Here is a 13,821-nt window from a genome sequence, read left to right as displayed (position 1 = left end):
CCCGCAGCATGTCCAAAGGTGACGCCGGCGTGGATTTATTTGGCCGAAATCAGGAATTGACATCTCGGCCGACGCCGTCAGGCGAACGCAGCTCCAATAAATACGGCGTCGCCGGGCTGCTGGCCTCATCCGCCACGCGAGGTTGGTCAAATCTCACGGCAGAGCTTCGCAGCCACCGCGGTACGGTTGCCTGGAATAACCCCCAGCCTGATGCCGAGATCTGCGTTGATGTGCGCGGTAGTCGGTCCGTTGTCACGCGTCGGCTGGACGGGGCCATCGACTCGACCATCTCCGAACGTGGAACCATCTGGTTTCGTCCGGCCGGCGTGCAGCAAGGCCTGATCGACATGTCCGAGCCGGTGCCCGCGATTTTGCATCTTTACCTACCGACCGGTTTGTTCTTGTCGCATGATCTGGGTGAAGGGTTCGACGCGACGGCGATCGATTCACTCCGCCACAAGGGCGGCTTCCGCGATCCACTGCTTGCCGAGATGGCCTTTGCCATCATGCTCGAACTGGAACACGAGACGTCCGCGGGCAGGCTGCTCGCCGAAACCCTGGCATTGAGTCTGGTGGCAAGATTGATCCAGAATCATGCTGCGCCGCGGTCCGGCCTGGTCATGCCGGCCGCAGGGGAAGGGCTCGACCGACGCAGATTGGCGCGGGTGCTCGACTATATCGAAGCCAATTTGGAGGGCGATCTGACGGTAGCGCGGCTGGCCTCGGTTGCCTGCCTGAGCGAGTTTTATTTCGCGCGCGCGTTCAAGGCCGCCATCGGCAAATCGCCGCATCGGCATGTCAGTGCAAGGCGCCTCGAACGCGCCAAGGATCTGCTCTGCGATGCGGACCGGGCCTTGGTCGATATCGCCCTCGGGCTCAGGTTTTCGTGCCAGGCCAATTTCACCCGCGCATTCCGGCGAGCCACGGGCCAGACACCGGCGCAATATCGGCGAAACCGGCTGGCTTGACTTTGTTACCGATGTAACGATCTGCATCCACCGACGGCAGGAAATGACAATAGCTGAGCAGGCGATGCAAAGCGGCATTGCCTCGATCAGGGTAACTGTTCGCCCATCCATGCACTTTGCGTGAAGGAGAAGCGAATATGACGTCCGAACGGAAGGTTGCCATCATCACCGGAGCATCGCGCGGCATTGGCGCAGGATTGCTCGAGGCCTACCGGGATATCGGCTATCACGTCGTTGCCAGTTCTCGTTCGATCGGCAGGAGCGACGATCCGTCGATGCCCGCGGTCGATGGCGATATCGCCAGCGCAAAGACGGCCGATCGCATCGTGGAACTGGCCATCGAGCGCTTCGGACGGATCGATACGCTCGTCAACAATGCCGGCCTGTTCATTGCGAAGCCCTTTACCGAGTATTCTGAGGCCGACTTCGCCAAGATGGTCGGGGTCAATCTCGCGGGCTTTTTCAATCTGACGCAGCGGGTGGCGGCGAGGATGCTGCTCGCGGGCTCGGGTCACATCGTCAATATCACGGCCACGATCGCCGAGCAGCCGATGGCGTCCCTGGCGGCGGCGCTCGCGGCGCTAACCAAAGGCGGTCTCAACGCGATCACCCGCTCGCTCGCGATCGAGTACGCAAGCCGGAATATCCGCGTGAATGCCATATCGCCTGGTGCGATCGCGACCCCTATGCATGCGCCGGAGGCGCATGGCTTCCTAGCAAGCTTGCAGCCGATGGGCCGCATGGGCGAGATACAGGAGGTCGTCGACGCCGTGATGTATCTTGAGCGAGCGGCTTTCGTCACCGGCGAGATCATGCATGTCGATGGCGGCGCGTCCGCCGGCCACTGGTAGGAGGCGTGCGATGTGGTCTAACCGACGTCTTGTTGAATTGTTCAAGATCGAGCATCCGATTGTGCTGGCACCGATGGCCGGATTGGGCACGGTAGACCTTGCAGCCGCGGTCTCGAATGCCGGCGGCATGGGCTCGATCGGCTGCGCTGTCTTGACGCCTGAACTCATTGCAAAGACCGTTGCCGAGCTACGGCGACTGACGAAGAAACCAATCAATCTCAACTTCTTCTGCCACGATGCGGCAAAGGCGGACGCCGCTCGCGAGCGTGCCTGGCATGAGAAGCTTTCGTCGTATTATCGCGAACTGGGCATCGCCCCCGCAACGGCTGCACCGCGCCTCGATCTCGCTCCGTTCGGCGATGCCGCGTCCGCCGTAGTCGAACAGGTCCGGCCGGAGGTGGTAAGCTTTCATTTCGGTTTGCCCGAGCCCGGATTGGTCGATCGGGTCAAGGCAGCCGGCTGCAAGGTGATCTCATCGGCGACGACAGTCGACGAAGCATGCTGGCTCGAAAAGCATGGTGCCGATGCGATCATCGCTCAGGGGTACGAAGCCGGAGGACATCGAGGCTCATTCCTCGATTCTAACAGCGAGCGCGCGATCGCCTCACAGGCCGGCACGTTCGCCCTTGTGCCACAAGTCGCTGACGCCGTCAGCGTGCCCGTGATCGCAGCCGGCGGGATCGGGGATGGGCGAGGGATCGCAGCGGCGTTCGCACTCGGGGCCGCCGGCGTGCAGGTTGGAACCGCCTTTCTGCTTTGTGCCGAGTCGGCAACGCCCCCGCTCCATCGCGAGGCCCTGCGAAACGCGCGGTTGAACCGGACTGTCGTGACCAACGTGTTCTCCGGGCGACCCGCGAGGGTTCTGGTCAATCGCCTTGCCGCCGAGATCGGTCCCTGGTCGGACGCGGCGCCGGACTTTCCGCTGCCCATGGGCGAACTGTCGCCGCTGCGTGCTGCGGCTGAGCAGAATGGAAGCTCCGATTTCACGCCACTCTGGTCAGGTCAGGCGGCGGCGCTTGCCCGCGAGATACCCGCCAAAATGTTGATGGACGTCCTCGTGCGGGAAGCCACCAAGTCTGGAGGCAGCTGATGTCCGGCCTGGGATACCAACCAAAGTCCGAATTGGGTCGAAGTCCGGCGTGGTTCGCTGCGGATCGGCGCGCCGGGTTTACCCTGCGAAGCTGACCTGTCGTTGAGGAGCGCTGTCGGCAGGGATGGGCCATCGGCAGACATTGCGGCTGACTTTCGCGCCACCGTTCAAACGCCCGGCCGGTCTGCTTTGGGGGCGCGCTAGACGCGCGTGCGCGGTAGCGAGGTCGAGCCGAACCGATTGTCGCCAGGCCGTCCGGGAAATGCACTCAGGATTGCCGCCAATAAAAGATAAGGAAGCCAATACGGAATGCTGAGCACGTCGACGAGGAGAGGAATTGCGAGGATTGTGAGCGCCCACCAACCCGAGATGTTGAAGTCATGTAGTCGCTTCACAAAGATTGCAGCGAGCGGCCAGAGCGAGATAAAGAGGACAGCCGGGACGATGGGCCAGTCGAGCGGAGGGTTGACGCTATAGTATTGGGGTCCTGAATCAGTGAGCTTCCTCGCGATGCGCACGACGAGCATGTCGACTAGCACAAGTCCCAAAAGTCCCAATCGAAATTCCTGCGGACCGATGCGGCCTTTCATGGATAAAAAATACCAAATGAAAGCTGAATGCATGCGCCTCCGAGATCATCCTGTCCGATAGCTGTAGTGCAACGCTTAAGCAGCATAGGCTATTCAGCCCAACACTATCCGAATAGATAACCTAAAATTGTGCGCACGGGCGGACAATCGCCGACGGTCACAATAGGATCAGGCCAGCAGCGTCGCATAGGACGCGAGAGGGCGATGCCCCCCGGTCGGCGCTGGGCTGATCTGTGCTAGGCTTCTTCAACACATGGTTGGTTTTGGCGGAGGCGATTGTGAGGCGACGTGAGTTCATCGCGCTCCTCGGCGGCGCGGCGGCAATCCGACCACTCGGCGCGCATGCGGAGCGTCCGCGAGAGCGCATCCTCTATTTCACATACTCCGCCGGCTACCGGCATGATGTCATACCGCTTTCTAAGGTTATCCTGACCCAGCTCGGAAGCCATTCGGGTGTTTTTGAAGTCACTGCAACGGAAGACACGTCTGAATTTTCTACCGAAAACCTCGAGCGCTACGCAGCGGTGATGTTCTATACGTCAGGAGAACTTCCGATGAGCGACGCGCAAAAGAGAGCTCTTCTCAACTTTGTGCGCTCGGGCCGCGGGTTCCTCGGCGTTCATTCGGCGACGGACACATTCTACACTTGGCCGGACTATCTCGATCTGGTCGGCGGCTACTTTAATGGTCATCCTTGGCATCAGGCCGTGAAGATCGAGGTGGTTGATCCCGGCGATCCCCTGGTGGCTTTTCTCGGGAATTCGGTGCAAGTCGAGGACGAGATCTACCAAATCGGCGACTTCGACTATCGTGGTTCACGCGTGCTCCTGCGCCTCGACCCAAGCTCGGTGGACCTTGGCAAGACCGGCGTACATCAACGATTCTATGGCTGGCCTCTCACCTGGACCCGATTCTATGGCGAGGGACGAGTATTTTACTCGGCGCTAGGCCACGAGCCGTCAGTTTGGCGGGACGCCCGCTACCAGCGAATTCTCACGAACGCTATCCTGTGGTCTATGCGGAGGTCGCCCTGGTAGACGCCGCGGCACTTCGCATTTGCGCCACCGCCGGATTCGTTGGCTGGTGTCCATGCCTGAGGTTCGGACCGTCTTGGTCTGCGACTTCCGCTCCGGGTCAAAATGCGAAGAACTCAGAGTGAGCCTTGATGATCCTGATATCGCAGCCCTGCATGGCCGCCGTCAGCCCAACGCCTCCATCCAGCCGGCGACGGCCCGTCCGATCTCGTCCGGCGAATCTTCCTGAACAAAATGGAGTCCCGAGATCGTCACCTCGGTCTGTGCCGGGAGGCTGCGGGCCAAATCGAGAACCGGGCCATGGGCGAGGATCCCACCGGGCTCCGCCCTCAGGAACAACTTGGGTATATGGCTCGTCTTAAGCCAGTCAGCGTAGGCGGTCACGATCGCAGTCACGTCGGCGGGCTCGCCCTCGATGGGGATTTGCCTTGGCCACGTCAGCGTCGGACGCCGGCCCTCGCCGGGCTCGGCGAAGGGCCGTCGGTACTCCGCCATATCTTCGTCGGACATTTTGCGAAGGATGGCTCCCGGCAGGATCTTCTCGATGAAGAAATTGTCTCGCAAGACCATTTCCTCGCCTTGCTCGGAACGCAGCCCTTGCAAGGCGTGACGCATTTCGAACTTGTCCCAGTGGTCCCAGTATTGTGGCCCCATGATCGCCTCCATGTACGCGATACCCTTCACGGCCTCGCGGTGGCGGTTGGCCCAGTCGAAGCCGAGCGCCGAACCCCAGTCATGGATGACGAGGGTGACCCGTTCGCGCACGTCCAGGGACTCGAGCAGGGCGTCGAGATAGCGGCGGTGCTCGACGAAGCGATACGAGTTGGGACCGCTGTCAGGCAGCTTGTCGGAATCGCCCATGCCGATCAGGTCGGGGGCGATGCAGCGACCCAGCGGCTTCAGGTGCGGCAACACATTGCGCCAGAGATACGACGAAGTGGGATTGCCGTGCAGCAGTACGATGGGGTCGCCCTTTCCCACCTCGACATACGCCATCTCGCGGCCGAGGACCCGCCGCCGCTGCTTCTTGTAGGGAAATGCCGCAGAGATCATGTTCGCTCTCCCGTTTACATTTGGGCGCAGCGACACCGCGAAGCCTGCGCAACAGCGCGCCGCTGGGTTAGAGAGTGATCTTACTCGGGCCCTGCATCAATCGCTTGCCCGCCATTGATGCTGTTTTGCTAATCTTGCTCAGAAGATCACCCAAGCAGATACTGGGTATCAAGCCATTGATATGCCGCGCGTTAAGCGGATAGTTCGACGGCCCTTGCCCACTGCCCAGATCAACGTTTAAGCTGATTTCCTGGAGCGGTTCCCTGATCTGATGCTGAGATTTTCTTAGGATTACTCAACCGACGGGGCAGGCCGTGATGGCCGAGCAAGGCCTACGAGCCGTCTATGAGTCGAACGGGTGGGAGATCGATCTTACCCAGCGTGAGCTGCGGTCCCGAGGTGTTTCCGTTCCGATCGGGAACCGCGCATTCGAGATTCTGGAGATTTTGGTTCAGTCGGGCGGCGAGCTTGTCACCAAGCGCGATCTTATAGATCGGGTGTGGCCGGTTGCGACGGTCGAAGAAAACACGCTCCAGATTCATATATCCGCCATTCGCAAGGCGCTCGGCGCAGATCGCGAGTTGTTGAAGACGGTGTCCGGCCGCGGCTATCACCTGCGCGGCATCTGGACCATGCGGCCAGCAACCGGACCGGGACATCCACTCTACCTAAAGGAAAGTGCGTCGGCGCAGCCATTAGCGTCGACCAACCTGCCGCAGCCGGTTTCAGCGTTGATCGGCCGCACCGCCGAGGTCGAGGAAATCTCGAAGCTTGTCCGTGCCGGCCGGCTCGTCACCCTGACCGGGGCGGGGGGCATCGGCAAGACACGGCTCGCGCTCGCGGTCGCCCGTGAACTGCTGCCGCATTTTCCAGAGGGGGTGTGGCTGGCCGAGTTCTCGCCGCTCGCGGATCCCAGTCTGGTTCCCATAGCGCTCGCTGCCGCGATCGGACTCAAGTTCGGCGGCGGTGAAATTTCGACGCAGCGCGTGGCGCTGGCACTGGCAGCGCGGCGCTTGTTGGTGGTGTTGGACACCTGCGAGCATGTGATCGACGCCGCGGCGAGGATGGCTGAGGGCGTGCTGCGAGCCGGATCCTCGGCTCAGATCATCGCAACCAGCCGCGAGCCGCTCCGGGCCGAGGGGGAGCAGGTCTACTGGGTGCAGCCGCTCTCGATTCCGACGGAGGGCGCGGACGATCTCCTGGAATACGGCGCCGTCAGACTATTCATCGAACGTGCACGAGCAACCGAGGCAGGGGCGGTTCTGGATGGCTATCAGGCAAAGACGATCGCGGCGATCTGCCGGCGTCTTGATGGCATACCGCTCGCGATTGAAATGGCGGCGGCACGTGTCACGGCACTCGGTGTCGAAGAACTCGCCGCTCACCTTGACGATCGCTTTCAGCTGCTGACCGGAGGGCGGACGGCGCTGCCGCGGCACCAAACTCTGCGGGCGACCTTCGATTGGAGCTACGAGCTACTGACTGAGCCTGAGTTGGTGCTCCTCCGCCGGCTCGCGGTCTTCGCCGGCGCCATCGACCTGGAGGCGATCTGCGCGGTGGTAACGGGCGCCGGGATCGCTTTGCCGGACGTGGTCGATGGAATTTCCAGCCTGGTTTCGAAGTCGCTGGTTGTGGCGGAAATCGATGCCACCACGGCGCGCTACCGCTTATTGGATACGACCCATACGTATGCCTTCGAAAAGCTCGGCGAGAGCGGGGAACGGGAACGGCTCGCATGTCGCCATGCCGAATATTACCGGGACTTGTTCGAGCGGGCTGAAGCGGAGCTGGAGATGCGCCCCACGGTCGACTGGATGGGCGACTATGGACGGCACATCGACAACCTGCGCGCGGCGCTGGGTTGGGCCTTTTCACCCAGCGGTGACGTGCAGATTGGCGCGGGGCTGACCGCGGCCGCAGTGCCCCTATGCGTCCATTCGTCGTTGCTGGAGGAATGCCGCGGCCGCGTGGAGCGGGCGATCGGCGCCCTTGGGGCTGCCGTCAATGGCGACGCGCGCCTCGAGATGAAGCTGTATACCGCGCTCGGCACGACCCTGATATTTGTCACCGACGCGAAAATTCCCGCGCTCGGCGAAGCCTGGACGAAGGCGCTGGAGCTTGCAGAGAGGCTTGACGATGTCGAGCACCAATTGCGGTCGCTGCTAGGCCTGTGGTTCTTTCACCGGGTCGCCGGCCGCCTTCGCGCCTCCTTGACCGCCGCGCAACGATTCAGCGCTCTTGCGGCAAGCCGGTCAAATTCCAACGATCGGCTGATCGGAGAGCGATTGATCGGCATCTCGCAGCAATGCCTCGGCGATCAAGCGAGCGCGAGGTATCACCTCGAACGCATGCTCGCGCACTATGTTCCTCCAGTCCAAAAGTCGCGGATCAGCCGTTTCCGGAGCAACCAGCGGGTGACCGCCGGCGCCTTTCTGGGCCGGACCCTATGGCTGCAGGGATTTCCGGATCGCGCAATGCACGTCACCGAAACATACCTGCATGAGGCATCTGCCAGCAGACACGTCAACTCGGTGTGCTACATCGTCGCCAACGCAGCATGCCCGATCGCGCTGTGGAGCGGCGATATGGATGTCGCAGACCATTACGTGACAAGGCTGATCGACCTTTCGACCAGGCATTCGCTGATGCGCTATGTTGCCTTTGCCCGCAGCCATCAAGGACTGCTAGCGATCAAGCGCGGAGATACCGCCGGCGGATTGCCGCTGCTGCGGTCAGGCATCGACGAACTCGGCGACGAAGTCAACGCATCGCATCGCTATTTCCTGTTCGTTGGTGAGATGGCGGAAGGCTTGGGGCGCGTCGGGCAAGTGGGCGAAGGACTTTCGGTGGTACACGATGCGATCGCGCGCGCAGAGGAGAGCGAAGAACGCTTGAGTATCGCCGAGCTGCTGCGCATCAAGGGCGAACTGCTGCTGTTGCAAGGTGCGCCCGGCGCTGCGGCAACGGCCGAGGATCAGTTTTTCCGGGCGATGAAGTGGGCGAGCCTGCAGGGCGCTCTGTCCTGGGAACTACGCGCCGCCACAAGCTTGGGACAGTTGTTTCGCGATCAGGACCGACCGGCCGAAGCGAAGGCGCTGCTACAACCGATTTACGACCGGTTTACCGAAGGTCTCAACACCGCCGACCTTAAGCGAGCAAAAGGTCTCTTGCGTGATCTCGGTTAAGTCAATCTCCGTTCTTAGCGAGGCTCTGATGTTTGGGGGAATTTTTGCTTGCTCAATTGAGGAGGCAAGTACCTCAGCTTCCCGGGCGCTGTACTGGTCTCGCTGGTAGGGAATCCCGCGAGGTGCAGGCGTCCCCCAGCTTCCGCGCGAAGCGGCAGCGTCTGCTCAGGGCCAGGAACGGACGTATCGGTGGCCGAACTGAGCGCGGGAAGGCCGTTGCGCGTTCATACAGCTTGCTGAAACACCCCCGTTGAATTGGGCGCGAAACGGAGGAAGAACCTCTGCATTGCCTGATCCGCCTTGGTTCGGGCTGCGACCAATGCATCAGGACCAAGCGCCGATCCTTCAACGGAGAAGAACGTCAAATCATGCAGCCCGATGGTGCCGAGGATAGCTTTTAGATACGGCGTGAGAAAATCGGGCTGATGCGCGCGATCGCCGGAAAATCTTCCGCCCGAGGACACTGCGACAAAAACCGGGCGGTCGCGCAACGCCCCCAGTTTTCCTTGGGCAGTCACGTCGAACGTTCGACGGACTCGAACGACGTGATCTATCCACGCTTTGAGAGCGGCAGGCACGGTGAAGTTGTGCATTGGAGTTGCGATGACGACGAAGTCCGCGCTCTCCAGTTCCTGGATCAGTTCTTCGGACCGGGACATGGAACCCTCGACAAACATTTCCAGGTACGATCGCTCGGTCGCGCCAAGAGCAGTTGCGTAGCTTTCATCGATATCGGGGACGCCGCTGATCGGTCGGATTATGACGGTTGCCGTCGGCTCGCTATCCAGCAAGTAGCCGACGATTTTCTGAGATAGCCTGTAACTCTCCGAGGCTTGCCCGCGGGGGCTGCAAGTCAAATGCAGTATTTTCGTCATCTGCTTTCCAATCTCTGCTGTCCGAACTCTGATCATCAGCAAAGAGCAATTTCGGCCTGCATCCAAGGACCATGAATGAGCTTTGCGACTGGTCCATGATTTGCCGGCGCAGGCTTGACCGCTGCAGCGTGCGAGGAGTGGAGACCAATCCGAACCGTTATGGCATAGTGGGTTTTTCGTTCATCGAAAGATCGGATCGGGCCATGCCTGCCGCGAATCCCCGAAAGCTCCCGCCGCTTGATCCGAAGGCGGCAGCACCGTTCTACCGGCAGATTTACGATCGGTTTCGCGACGCTATCGCCACTGGAATGTTGAAGCCTGGTGACCGCATTCCGTCGGCACGGGCGTTGACCAAGGAATTGGGGCTGGCCAGAGGTACCATCGACACGGCTTATTCCTTGCTGGCCGCTGAAGGGTATGTCGAGGCGCGCGGGCAGGCAGGAACCATTGTAAGCCCAGACCTTACGCCGCGAATATCCATTGCGAACCCGACGCCGCGAGCGGATCCCCGGATGGATGCAGTCAGTTTTCGTCCGGATTCCATCCTGCCATTCCAGATGGGTTTGCCCGCCCTGGATGCGTTTCCCCGGAAGATCTGGGCACGCCTTGGCGCGCGCAGTGCGCGGGCCATGCAGCCTTCCGATATGATCCATCCCCCTGTGTCCGGCTTGCCTTCGCTGCGTGCTGAAATCGCGAGATATCTCCAGGTTTCGCGTGGGATAAACTGCTCCCCATCTCAGGTGTTCGTGACCTCGGGATACCGCCAAACCGTGGAGCTAATCGGTCATGCCCTGCTGAAGGCGGGTGATCGCGTCTGGCTCGAAGACCCGGGATATCCGCCCACGCGAGAAATTTTCGAATATATGCATATCGAAGGCATCTCGGTGCCGGTCGATGCGGAAGGCATGGTCGTTTCTGATGCCATCAAGCTCGCGTCCCGGGCGCGCGCAGCGGTGGTCACGCCTGCGCATCAGAGCCCGCTCTGCATGTCCCTGTCGTTACCTCGGCGTCTGGCGCTGTTGGACTGGGCCGCGCGAAACAAGGCATGGATCATCGAAGACGACTACGATGGCGAATACCGCTATGTCAGCCGCCCCCTCCCTGCATTGAAAAGCCTCGATCGTGACGGGCGGGTGCTCTATGCGGGTACCTTCAGCAAGGTACTTTTTCCAGGCATGCGGCTGGCCTATCTCGTCGTGCCGGAAGCGCAGGTCGAGCGGTTTGAGGAGGTCACCGAAAGCCTTTCAACTGGCTCTCCGGGGCTTACGCAAACTATCGTCACTTCATTCATCGCCGAAGGACATTTTGCGCGCCATATCCAGCGGATGCGGAGGCTCTATGCCGAGCGCCGCGCGGCAACCGCGGCGGGGCTGGAAAGCGTGCTGGGAAAAAATGTGCGAATAGATTTACAGCCGGGGGGCATGCACCTGATCTTGCGTCTGCGAGGCAACCGTTCAGATCGCCGGCTCGCTGCGAGCATGCGGGAACAAGGCCTGTACGCGGAGGCACTTACGGATTGGACGAGGCGCAATGATGGGGCTTCCGCCCTTCTTTTAAACTTCACGAATATCGCCTCGCGGCGCACGGCCGAAAATTTCGGACGGCGCATTTTGGGATTGATGTGACTGAAGCTCGAGCGTGATCTGCCGGATTATGGAAATCATGGTCCAGCTACAAACGCGTATCATGGACCTTCTTGAATAGGCCAAGATGCGAAACGATGGAATCCTTCAACCAGATGAGGATTCAATCATGAACAAGCGCATCGATTACGCCAAGGCTTCACCGGAAGGCTTCAAGGCCTTTGGAGGGGTCTACGTCTATCTTCAAAAAAGCGGCCTTTCAAAGCAACTTGTCGATCTCGTCTATCTGCGGGTTTCGCAGATCAACGGCTGTGCCTACTGCATCGATATGCACTCCCGCGACCTGCTCAAGTCTGGTGTCGCCGCGGACAAGCTCGTGCTGGTGCCTGTGTGGCGAGACGCGGGGGAAGTCTTTAGTGAGCGCGAACGCTCTGCGCTGGCCTGGACCGAAACCGTGACGAGGGTGGCCGAAACCGGCGTTCCCGATGCCGACTACGAGGCCGCCGCCGGCGAATTCAGCGACAAGGAACTCGCTGACCTCACCTATGCCATCGGCCTGATGAGCGCGTTCAATCGATTGGGAATTTCGTTCCGCTCGATTCCCGCTGCCGCCAGTAAGGCTTGAGGCGCTCATCAGCAAACGCGGCGCGCATGGAAATTGGTCCATGCGCGTCCAGCCCCTTACAAGCAGCCCGGCCGTAACGCCCGGTGACCAGCGAATGGATTGACCCACATGGCATGGATGATATTGGCCTCCGCCGGCCTTCTCGAGATCGGATTCGCCTTCGGTATGAAGTGGTCCGCAGGCTTCACGCTGCTGATACCCGCGCTGTTTACGGCTGCCACCGGTTTGTCGAGTGTCTTTCTTCTCTCGCTGGCGCTCCGCACACTTCCCGTAGGAACGGGGTACGCGGTCTGGACCGGTATCGGTGCCGCGGGTACCGCCGTTCTGGGTATCGCAGTGCTGGGCGACTCTGCGTCGCCTGCGCGGATACTTTGCATTGCTTTGATTGTGGCCGGCGTGATTGGACTAAAGCTTGTCTCTGCAAACTGAGGATGCCACTGACGCTCGGGTGCCCGTTTCGGCCTGACCGTTTGATGCTAAGGCGGATCCGGCGACCACCAACGCAGGGCGGCCCAGGTCAGAACGTTCATGGCGTTCTCCTTCTGCAGCCGGAGATGGCGCAATCTTGCCGGCGGTCCGCCAGCGGCCTGCCCACCGGGCGCCGGACGAGTGCGCCGCGATTCACTCCGACTTGGGCGGTTATTCCGGCACGACCAGAGCCTTGTTCGTGCGCAGCGCGCTCATCACCTTCGGATCGAGTTTGAGATGGGCTTGCACCAGTCCCGGCGGTGTTGCCGCCATCCAGGTATCGAGAGAGAAATCGATAAAGCGGTCACTCTTGAACGTCTCGAGAAATCGAAAGTTGGTCGAGCCGGTATTCTCGAGATAGTGGCCCATCGCCACCGGGACGTAACCAACGTCGCCGGCCTGCAGATCAAATGTGCGCGCCTGCCCCTGGCCGGCAAACACACCCATGCGCGCCTGTCCCTCGATGACGTAAAGCCACTCGTCTCCGTTAGGGTGCCAGTGCACCTCGCGCAATCCGCCAGGTTCGAGTTCAACCAGGGCCGCTGCGGTCGTGGTGCTGATTGGAAACAAACGGGAATCGGTGATCCGCACCGTTCCGCCCTTCGTCTTGATGGGCACCTGCTCCATCATCCGCCACGTGTAGCTCGTCTCCGACGCCTTTGCGCCCGATATGGCTTCCGATCCGAGCGGCCCCGGCAACGGAGCCAGGAAAATATAGCGCTCGCTTTCATCGGGGGTGTGGCCGAACAGCGAGGCAGGCACTCCGAAATTCTTGCCCAGCACATCGGCCGGTATGTGCTTGAACCAGTCGTTGAGCAGGAAGGTGTTGTCTTCGTCGAAATCGCCATCGTCGAACACGAGAAGGAATTCGCAGCCGTCGGGGCCGAGGCCCTGGATCGAGTGCGGGGTTCCGCCCGGGAAGAACCAGAGATCTCCGACGCCGACGTCATCGACGAAATAGCGCCCCTCGGAATCGACCGCCGTCACGCGAGCCTTGCCATAGAGCATGTAGGCCCATTCTGACGCCTTATGCCAATGCAGCTCACGCACACCGCCCGCGTTCAGGCGCATATTCACGCCGGCCATGGACTTGGCAATGCCCAGCTCACGCTGCGTGACCTGGCGGGTCCAGCCGCCCGGCTCAAGCCGCATATGGGCGTCCGAGAACGAGAAGCGCAGGTTCGGCAAGGTACCATGATCGGTCGACGGCGGAACCAGCAGATCCGGGTTCTGCCGATCCCGCATGAGATTGCGCGGACCGGGATCGGTGCCGCCGTGACCCGGTCGCTGTGGCTGAGGAATCGCGCCGTCCGCGGTTTGCGCGTGCGCCAGCCCAACGCTCGTTAGAAGACCTCCGGTAGCGGTCGCTGCCAACATATGGCGACGAGAAATGGAATCCATGCTCGGCTCTCCCATGATTCCAGGCTACAATGCTTCTGCGCACGACACCTGCGCCTGACGTCTCCGAGCGTCGTCCGTTGGAAGCGATTCACACTATC

The 13,821-nt window shown here is 61.0% G+C and carries 12 protein-coding genes; 8 read left to right on the top strand and 4 right to left on the bottom strand.

The features are described from left to right. Positions 1–8 precede the first annotated feature (8 nt). The 3 genes from ACVJ5M_RS32295 (at position 9) to ACVJ5M_RS32285 (ending at position 2,909) form a co-directional block, all read left to right on the top strand. Positions 9–968, top strand: a complete 960-nt coding sequence (locus ACVJ5M_RS32295; RefSeq protein ID WP_231144527.1) for a helix-turn-helix domain-containing protein — start codon at positions 9–11, stop codon at positions 966–968. A 137-nt stretch (positions 969–1,105) separates the two neighbouring features. Continuing rightward, the gene (locus ACVJ5M_RS32290) at positions 1,106–1,819 is read left to right on the top strand and encodes an SDR family NAD(P)-dependent oxidoreductase (protein WP_063984228.1); all 714 of its coding nucleotides are present in this window, start codon (positions 1,106–1,108) and stop codon (positions 1,817–1,819) included. 10 nt (positions 1,820–1,829) lie between these two features. Next, positions 1,830–2,909: an NAD(P)H-dependent flavin oxidoreductase gene (locus tag ACVJ5M_RS32285; RefSeq protein ID WP_063984227.1), complete on the top strand. Its 1,080-nt coding sequence runs from the start codon at positions 1,830–1,832 to the stop codon at positions 2,907–2,909. Positions 2,910–3,109: 200 nt separating this feature from the next. On the opposite strand, the gene ACVJ5M_RS32280 is transcribed toward ACVJ5M_RS32285, so the two are convergent. After that, positions 3,110–3,532 carry a DUF805 domain-containing protein gene (locus ACVJ5M_RS32280; RefSeq protein WP_231144529.1) on the bottom strand — a complete coding sequence of 141 codons (423 nt, stop codon included), beginning with the start codon at positions 3,530–3,532 and terminating at the stop codon, positions 3,110–3,112. Between the two features lie 245 nt (positions 3,533–3,777). Between ACVJ5M_RS32280 and ACVJ5M_RS32275 the strand changes: the two genes are divergently transcribed. Further along, on the top strand, positions 3,778–4,536 hold the full coding sequence (locus tag ACVJ5M_RS32275; protein ID WP_231144530.1) for a ThuA domain-containing protein: 759 nt from the start codon (positions 3,778–3,780) through the stop codon (positions 4,534–4,536). Positions 4,537–4,698: 162 nt separating this feature from the next. On the opposite strand, the gene ACVJ5M_RS32270 is transcribed toward ACVJ5M_RS32275, so the two are convergent. Then, positions 4,699–5,586 (bottom strand): haloalkane dehalogenase, encoded by an 888-nt coding sequence (locus ACVJ5M_RS32270; RefSeq protein WP_063984225.1) that lies wholly within the window; start codon positions 5,584–5,586, stop codon positions 4,699–4,701. A 317-nt stretch (positions 5,587–5,903) separates the two neighbouring features. Between ACVJ5M_RS32270 and ACVJ5M_RS32265 the strand changes: the two genes are divergently transcribed. Further along, entirely contained in the window at positions 5,904–8,771 is a 2,868-nt protein-coding gene (locus ACVJ5M_RS32265) for an ATP-binding protein (protein ID WP_354099310.1), read from the top strand. A 224-nt stretch (positions 8,772–8,995) separates the two neighbouring features. On the opposite strand, the gene ACVJ5M_RS32260 is transcribed toward ACVJ5M_RS32265, so the two are convergent. Further along, on the bottom strand, positions 8,996–9,646 hold the full coding sequence (locus tag ACVJ5M_RS32260) for an FMN-dependent NADH-azoreductase (protein ID WP_063986507.1): 651 nt from the start codon (positions 9,644–9,646) through the stop codon (positions 8,996–8,998). A 203-nt stretch (positions 9,647–9,849) separates the two neighbouring features. On the opposite strand from ACVJ5M_RS32260, the gene pdxR reads away from it, so the two are divergent. The 3 genes from pdxR to ACVJ5M_RS32245 all read left to right on the top strand — a co-directional run bounded on the left by pdxR (position 9,850) and on the right by ACVJ5M_RS32245 (position 12,283). Continuing rightward, entirely contained in the window at positions 9,850–11,271 is a 1,422-nt protein-coding gene (gene pdxR / locus ACVJ5M_RS32255; protein ID WP_063986506.1) for a MocR-like pyridoxine biosynthesis transcription factor PdxR, read from the top strand. Between the two features lie 127 nt (positions 11,272–11,398). After that, positions 11,399–11,854 (top strand): carboxymuconolactone decarboxylase family protein, encoded by a 456-nt coding sequence (locus ACVJ5M_RS32250; protein WP_063984223.1) that lies wholly within the window; start codon positions 11,399–11,401, stop codon positions 11,852–11,854. A gap of 108 nt (positions 11,855–11,962) precedes the next feature. Beyond that, positions 11,963–12,283: a DMT family transporter gene (locus ACVJ5M_RS32245; RefSeq protein ID WP_063984222.1), complete on the top strand. Its 321-nt coding sequence runs from the start codon at positions 11,963–11,965 to the stop codon at positions 12,281–12,283. Positions 12,284–12,493: 210 nt separating this feature from the next. Here ACVJ5M_RS32245 and ACVJ5M_RS32240 read toward each other — a convergent pair whose 3' ends face one another. Next, complete coding sequence (locus ACVJ5M_RS32240; RefSeq protein ID WP_063984221.1) at positions 12,494–13,723, bottom strand: cupin domain-containing protein; 1,230 nt, start codon at positions 13,721–13,723, stop codon at positions 12,494–12,496. Positions 13,724–13,821: the final 98 nt, after the last annotated feature.

Source organism: Bradyrhizobium sp. S3.7.6 (assembly GCF_054061875.1).
The sequence above is the reverse complement of the archived record's forward strand: the minus strand, read 5'-3'. Positions and strand labels throughout refer to the sequence as shown.

What these genes read in the sequence shown, in the direction of transcription:
- ACVJ5M_RS32295 (WP_231144527.1), top strand. Translation starts at nt 9, where the DNA reads ATGTCCAAAGGTGACGCCGGCGTGGATTTATTTGGCCGAAATCAGGAA.
- ACVJ5M_RS32290 (WP_063984228.1), top strand. Translation starts at nt 1,106, where the DNA reads ATGACGTCCGAACGGAAGGTTGCCATCATCACCGGAGCATCGCGCGGC.
- ACVJ5M_RS32285 (WP_063984227.1), top strand. Translation starts at nt 1,830, where the DNA reads ATGTGGTCTAACCGACGTCTTGTTGAATTGTTCAAGATCGAGCATCCG.
- ACVJ5M_RS32280 (WP_231144529.1), bottom strand. Translation starts at nt 3,532, where the DNA reads ATGCATTCAGCTTTCATTTGGTATTTTTTATCCATGAAAGGCCGCATC.
- ACVJ5M_RS32270 (WP_063984225.1), bottom strand. Translation starts at nt 5,586, where the DNA reads ATGATCTCTGCGGCATTTCCCTACAAGAAGCAGCGGCGGCGGGTCCTC.
- ACVJ5M_RS32265 (WP_354099310.1), top strand. Translation starts at nt 5,904, where the DNA reads ATGGCCGAGCAAGGCCTACGAGCCGTCTATGAGTCGAACGGGTGGGAG.
- ACVJ5M_RS32260 (WP_063986507.1), bottom strand. Translation starts at nt 9,646, where the DNA reads ATGACGAAAATACTGCATTTGACTTGCAGCCCCCGCGGGCAAGCCTCG.
- pdxR (WP_063986506.1), top strand. Translation starts at nt 9,850, where the DNA reads ATGCCTGCCGCGAATCCCCGAAAGCTCCCGCCGCTTGATCCGAAGGCG.
- ACVJ5M_RS32250 (WP_063984223.1), top strand. Translation starts at nt 11,399, where the DNA reads ATGAACAAGCGCATCGATTACGCCAAGGCTTCACCGGAAGGCTTCAAG.
- ACVJ5M_RS32245 (WP_063984222.1), top strand. Translation starts at nt 11,963, where the DNA reads ATGGCATGGATGATATTGGCCTCCGCCGGCCTTCTCGAGATCGGATTC.
- ACVJ5M_RS32240 (WP_063984221.1), bottom strand. Translation starts at nt 13,723, where the DNA reads ATGGATTCCATTTCTCGTCGCCATATGTTGGCAGCGACCGCTACCGGA.